General features: G+C 39.0%; 8 protein-coding genes. 2 read left to right on the forward strand and 6 right to left on the reverse strand.

Annotation, left to right across the window (positions count from 1 at the left end; translation table 11 throughout):
• The 5 genes from AC1W31_RS19970 to moaC form a co-directional block, all read right to left on the reverse strand.
• A partial coding sequence (locus AC1W31_RS19970) for a glycoside hydrolase family 95 protein (protein ID WP_481736262.1) occupies positions 1–1089 on the reverse strand: 1089 nt, incomplete at its 3' end.
• A 30-nt stretch (positions 1090–1119) separates the two neighbouring features.
• On the reverse strand, positions 1120–2139 hold the full coding sequence (locus AC1W31_RS19975; protein ID WP_481736263.1) for a zinc-binding alcohol dehydrogenase family protein: 1020 nt from the start codon (positions 2137–2139) through the stop codon (positions 1120–1122).
• Positions 2140–2155: 16 nt separating this feature from the next.
• Positions 2156–2467: an L-rhamnose mutarotase gene (rhaM, locus tag AC1W31_RS19980; protein ID WP_481736264.1), complete on the reverse strand. Its 312-nt coding sequence runs from the start codon at positions 2465–2467 to the stop codon at positions 2156–2158.
• A gap of 43 nt (positions 2468–2510) precedes the next feature.
• Positions 2511–3080, reverse strand: a complete 570-nt coding sequence (gene mobA / locus AC1W31_RS19985) for a molybdenum cofactor guanylyltransferase (protein ID WP_481736265.1) — start codon at positions 3078–3080, stop codon at positions 2511–2513.
• A gap of 6 nt (positions 3081–3086) precedes the next feature.
• A complete protein-coding gene (moaC, locus tag AC1W31_RS19990; protein WP_481736266.1) occupies positions 3087–3578 on the reverse strand; it encodes a cyclic pyranopterin monophosphate synthase MoaC in 492 nt (163 codons plus the stop codon).
• A gap of 121 nt (positions 3579–3699) precedes the next feature.
• Between moaC and AC1W31_RS19995 the strand changes: the two genes are divergently transcribed.
• Positions 3700–4869, forward strand: coding sequence for a molybdopterin molybdotransferase MoeA (locus AC1W31_RS19995; protein WP_481736267.1), 1170 nt, complete (start codon positions 3700–3702; stop codon positions 4867–4869).
• 9 nt (positions 4870–4878) lie between these two features.
• Positions 4879–6129 carry a replication-associated recombination protein A gene (locus AC1W31_RS20000; protein WP_481736268.1) on the forward strand — a complete coding sequence of 417 codons (1251 nt, stop codon included), beginning with the start codon at positions 4879–4881 and terminating at the stop codon, positions 6127–6129.
• Positions 6130–6147: 18 nt separating this feature from the next.
• Here the strand turns inward: AC1W31_RS20000 and AC1W31_RS20005 are convergent.
• Positions 6148–6411, reverse strand: a 264-nt coding sequence (locus AC1W31_RS20005) for an S-adenosylmethionine:tRNA ribosyltransferase-isomerase (protein WP_481736269.1), incomplete at its 5' end; no start/stop codon positions are given.

The following is a 6411-nucleotide window of genomic DNA, read 5'->3' on the forward strand; positions in this document are numbered from 1 at the left end:
ATATCGCCCAAATTGAAAATATAAACTCTCCAAAGAAGGGTCTTTTGCTCCTTCGGTATATCTCAAAAGTCGTTGGTCGGTGGGTAAATCAACGCTTGGATTTCCGTTTAATGAAAAACTCATTCGCTTGAAAAAACCTTGATAATCAGCAATATGAGCGGTTTTTAATTCCTCGAAAGATTTTTTATTACTCAATTTTAAATAATTTTCAGCTAATGCTTTTTCGTCTTTTCCTTCCGAATCGGGACATTTATCGAAACCATTAAAACTACTGGCGGCGGTGAGGATAAAAACGGCTTCTGTAGCATCAGAAATTTCAAATCCAGAAATGTCGGTTTTAACTTTTCCATCGGTAGATTTCAACACCAAACGCCAGTCGAAACGAGTGCCTTTACAGTTATTCATATCTTCGTAAATGATAGGATTTTTTCTATCACTTACGTAATTTGGCGCCGCTGATACCGGCGTTTTTCCCCGCATAACTATTTGATTTTTGCCAATAGTCGTTTCTAAAATTGGATGCAGACTTTGCGTAGAAGCCGTGAAATTTAAAGCTCCTTTGGTGCTACTTTTCAGTCGAATAACCATTGCTTGGGCGGGAGCAGAAACGAAAAATTCACGGGTAAATTCTGTAGTGCCAACTTTGAAACGAGTGGATGAAATGGCATTTTCAATGTTTAAATCTCGGTAATAATTACTGACTTCACCTTTAAATTTTTGCTTCAAAACCAAATCTCCCAAAGGTTGATAGGCTTCTGAATACAGCCCTTGTAATTGTTTGGTTAATTGCTCGGCTTTTTCAAAATCTTCCGCAAAAATGGCATCTCTGACTTCCTGTAAGTGTTTTGATGCCTCTGGATTTGGGTTTCTATTGATTGGTCCGCCCGACCAAAGCGTTTGTTCATTGAGTTGAATAAGTTCGTTTTCGGGTCTGCCAAAAATCATTGCTCCGATGCGTCCGTTACCGATTGGCAAGGCTTCGTTCCAATTTCGGGCGGGCTGTTTATACCATAGCGTCAATTGCTTTTGGGCGAAAAGTTGAATACTGCAAAGTGTAAAAAGAAGAATAAAATGAAATATTTTTTTCATAGTGTTGGATTTGAGTTTATGCGTTTTTTATTAGTTATCAAAATTAACCATCGCCTTAATCACCCTATTTGCAGGGTTTAGCCAATACTCAAAGTTATCTTTAACTTGTTTAAAATCAACTCGGTGAGTAATATACGTTGTGGGTTTTACCAATCCTTTTTTCATCGCATCAATCACTTGTTCAAAATCTTGTCGAGTGGCATTTCGGCTACTCATTAAAGTTGATTCTCGCTTATGAAATTCGGGATGACTGAATGAAATTTCGCCTTTTTGTAAGCCTACCAAAATATATCTTCCCCCGTGAGCGAGGTATTGAAAAGCATTTTCGATGGCTCGTAAATTGCCCGTCGCATCAATAATTACCGTTGGCATTTCGTTGTTAGTAATTTCCTGTAAACGTGCCAATACATTATCTGAGAGAGCATTTATTGTAAAATCAACCGATAGCTTTTCTTGGCAAAATGTTAACCTTGAATCATTTACATCTAACGCAATGACCTTTGCTCCGGTGATTTTGGCAAATTCCATCGTGCCTAAACCGATGGGGCCTGCACCCACAACCAACACAAATTCATTGGCTTGCACATTTGCCCGATTCACACCATGACAGCCAATTGCCAACGGTTCAACCAAAGCTAATTCATCAAAAGAAAGCCCTTGACTTTTTACCAAAAACTGAATTGGAACGTTGATATATTCCGACATTCCTCCATCAATATGAACGCCAAAAACTTGTATATCCGTACAGCAATTTGACTTTTCATTTCTACAAGCAATACATTTTCCACAACTGAAATAAGGAATAAAAGTAACCGCATCTCCGGCTTTAAAATCAGAATTTTCTTCGATTTCTAACACTTCACAAGCCAACTCATGCCCAAGGATTCGAGGATAATTAAAAAAAGGCTGAGAGCCTTCAAAAGCGTGTAAATCTGTACCGCAAATACCGATACGTTTTACTTTCAAAATGGCATAGCCATTTGTGATTTTTGGGTTTTCAATTTGCTGATAATCAAACTGTTGAGGTTGCGTACAGACTAATGATTTCATAGATTTATAGTATATTTTAATTCCGAAACACGCAGGTAAGTTGTGCCGATACAGGCGAATTATCGGGATTTGTATCCATAATATCCGCCATATAAGCCCACCATTTTTTTATGATTGGTAATGATGGAAGTGAATCAATCGTGTGTCCGTCGATACGTCTTTGAACAGCGAATAAAGTGCCACTATTTTCATCCAAATAAATGGCATAATCTCTGACTCCTGCTTCGTGAAGGGTGGTTGAAAGTTCTTCCCAAATCTCATCGTGACGTTTTTTGTACTCTTGCTCAAATCCTTTTTTGAGCTTCATGGTAAAGGCTATTTCTTGCATAATAAAGGTTTTGGAGGAATAAGTACATTTTGGGAAAGTTCTACTAAAAAAGTCTTGTCTTTGTCCTTTCTTCTACGGTATTTACATTTTTAATCCATTGAAAATCGAAGTCTTTGATTAACTCAATATCAAGATTTTGTAATACTTTCATCGGAGATTTTTTGCCTTGATTAACGGCTTCTTGCAGGTTTGGATAGATTTTAGGTTCGTAGATGGTTAATAATGGTTCGGGAAAATATTCGTCAGGATTTTCAAAAGCCGTGGCATATTTCTCTGGATTGCGGTGTTGTAATAAATATTCAATCGTCTTTTCATCCACAAAAGGCATGTCACAAGCCACCACCAACCAAGCCGTATTGGAGTTTTTCTGAAAGGCAGAAAATATACCCACAATCGGGCTTTTTATCGGCAAATCGAGGTCTGGGATGTGCGGTAAATCAGTCGTTTGGTTTTGATTGATTGATACGTAAACTTTTGAAAAATAAGGTTTTAGTAATTCAAAAAGATATTGTTCTTGCGTTTTTCCGTGATAATGAATCAAGCGTTTTTCTTCGCCCATGCGGGAACTGAGTCCGCCTGATAGGATAAGGGCTGAGATGGATAAATTTATCATTTTATTTTACGATTCTGGAGAATCGTGTTTCATTCCATAATCACTTTTCCCACCCGTTTTCAACAACAATTTTGTCTCTTTAATCACAATATCGTGCGAAAATGCCTTGCACATATCATACACGGTCAAGGCGGCAATACTCGCACCCGTGAGTGCTTCCATTTCAACGCCCGTTTTGGCCGTTAATGAGCAAGTGCATCTTATAATTATCTCATTTCCAGAAACTTCCACGTTGAATTTGCAAGAATCTAATCCCAATGGATGACAAAGCGGAATTAAATCTGAAGTCTTTTTTGCACCCATTGTCCCCGCAATAATAGCGGTTTGCAGCACAGAACCTTTCTTAGTTTGGAGGTCGCCATCTTTGAAATTGGCGATAATTTCGTCCGTCAAAACCACGATGCTTTGAGCTGTAGCGGTGCGTTTGGTAATGGCTTTTTCGGAGACATCAACCATTGAGGGGTTATTGTTGTTATCTAAATGAGTAAATGATTTCATCGCTTATTTTAAACTTAAATTTCTATTTTTGTGTAAAGATATAACCATCAGCCAAAGGTTTTAGGAAACGGAGATAAATTTGACTTGCAATCCCTAATTCCTAAGCCCCAATCCCTAAACCATGATTTCCGTAAAAGAAGCCCTAAAAATAGTAGCAGAAAATGCCTTTGTACCCAATATTTCAGAAGTTCCCCTTTTGGAAAGTTTGGGTAAAGTTTTAGCAGAAAATATTACTGCTGATAGAGATTTTCCTCCCTTTGATAGAGTGGCGATGGATGGCATTGCGATAAATCAGAAAGCAGAAAGTTTCCAAATTGAAGCTACCCAGTACGCTGGCGAAGCTCAAAAATCCCTTCAAAATTCCGAAAATTGTATTGAAGTAATGACTGGGGCAGTTTTGCCTTTGGGTTGCGATACCGTTATTCGCTACGAAGACGTTGAAATTCAAGAAGTTGATGGTGTAAAAGTGGCTAAAATTTCGATTCCATTATCGGAGATTTCACAAGGACAAAACGTTCATCGCCAAGGTGCCGACAGAAAATCGGATGATACGCTTTTACAAAAAGGCTTAAAAATTTCTCCGCCCGAAATTGCGGTAATGGCATCGGTTGGAAAGGCAATGGTAAAAGTAGAAATGCCACCCAGAGTTGCCGTGATTTCTACGGGCGATGAATTGGTGGAAATTACTGCAAATCCTTTGCCTTTTCAAATCAGAATGTCCAATTCTTATCTATTATCGGCGGCTTTGGAAAGGGTAGGAGTGAAGGCAAATTTGTTTCATTTAACGGATGATAAAGCCTTGTTATTCAGTAAATTAAAAGAAATTTTATCGAACCATGACGTTATTTTGTTGAGTGGCGGTGTGTCGGCAGGAAAGAAGGATTTTGTTCCCGAAATTCTGGATGATTTAGGCGTAAAAAAACTCTTTCATAAAGTTGCCCAAAAGCCTGGGAAACCTTTTTGGTTTGGTAAAAATGACGAAGGAAAAACCGTTTTTGCCTTACCAGGAAACCCCGTTTCTACGTTTTTATGTTTCTGTAAATACTTTTTAGAGCGTAGAAATGAAGTCGTAGTGTTGGATAAAGACGTATTTTTCAAGCCCGATTTAACGTATTTCGTACCCGTAAAAACGTATTTTCAAGACGGAAAATTAATGGCTACTCCCTTTGAAGGCAGTGGCTCCGCCGACTTTGCTAATTTAACCGATTGTGATGGTTTTATGGAATTACCCGCTGAAAATCAGGGGTTTAAGAAAGGGGATATTTTTGAGTTTGTTCGTTTTCGTTTTTAATCTATTCTTATGCAGCCATTAGCCGAAAGAATGCGTCCAGATACGCTTGATGAATACGTCGGGCAACAACATTTGGTGGGTCCAAAAGCCGTGCTTCGTCGGGCGGTGGAGGCTGGTCGTGTGCCTTCTTTTATACTTTGGGGACCTCCAGGCGTTGGGAAAACTACTTTGGCGAGCATCATCGCTAAGGCTCTCAAACGTCCTTTTTATTCGCTTTCTGCCATTAATTCGGGGGTAAAAGATATTCGGGAAACGATTGATTTAGCTAAAAAACAACAGTTTTTCGATAGCCCTTCGCCCATTTTATTCATTGATGAAATTCACCGTTTTTCAAAATCACAACAAGATTCATTGTTGGGAGCGGTTGAAAAAGGGACGGTTACACTCATCGGAGCAACTACCGAAAACCCTTCATTCGAGGTTATTTCGGCACTTTTGTCTCGTTGTCAGGTGTATGTTCTCAAACCTTTAAGTAAGGATGAACTGATTTATTTGGTCAATCAAGCCTTAGAAAAAGACGTTTTCTTAAAGCATAAAAAAGTCGTCATCAAAGAATACGAAGCGATGTTGCAGTTTTCGGGTGGAGATGGTAGGAAGTTGTATAATATTTTGGAATTGGTCACGACTTTCAACGAAGGGGAGGGAATTTTGGAAATTACCAACGAGATGGTCGTGGAGAAATTGCAACAGCACATTGCACTGTACGACAAAGATGGCGAGCAACATTACGATATTATTTCGGCTTTCATTAAATCCATTCGTGGCTCTGACCCTGACGCTGCGATTTATTGGCTCGCTCGCATGATTGAAGGAGGTGAAGACATTGAGTTTATTGGCCGACGCATGATGATTTTGGCTTCGGAAGACATTGGACTTGCCAATCCGAATGCCCTTTTGATGGCAAATACGTGTTTTCAAACCATTCGGGCGGTTGGTTTGCCCGAAGCACGTATCATTCTTTCGCAAACGGTGATTTATTTGGCAACATCCGCCAAAAGTAATTCGGCATATTTGGCGATTGATAATGCTTTGGCTTTGGTGCGTCAGACGGGAAATTTGCCCGTTCCATTGCATTTACGCAATGCTCCGACCAAACTAATGAAGGAATTAGACTACGGAAAAGGCTACAAATACGCCCATAATTACGAAGGAAATTACGTTGAACAACAGTTTTTACCCGATGAGATTAAGGATAAAATCTTTTATGAACCACAGGAAAATGCTGCTGAAAGAAAGATAAAAGAAGGAATGAAAAAGTAGCACAGACTAAAGTGTGCACTACGGGAGTAAAAGCGAAGAATCACCATAACTCAAAAAACGATAATCTTTCGTCATGGCTTCTTCATAAACTCTTCGCCAATCTTCGCCAATAAGTGCCGCAATCAATAAAATCAATGTGCTTTCTGGTTGATGATAATTGGTGATAATGCCTTTGCAAAGTTTGAATTTATAGCTTGGAAAGATAAAAATTTCCGTTTCAGCCGTAATTTCTTCCACGTTTTTTTCCTCCATTTCCTTCAAAATAGCCCTCAAAGATTCTTC

The organism is Arcicella sp. (assembly GCF_964672035.1).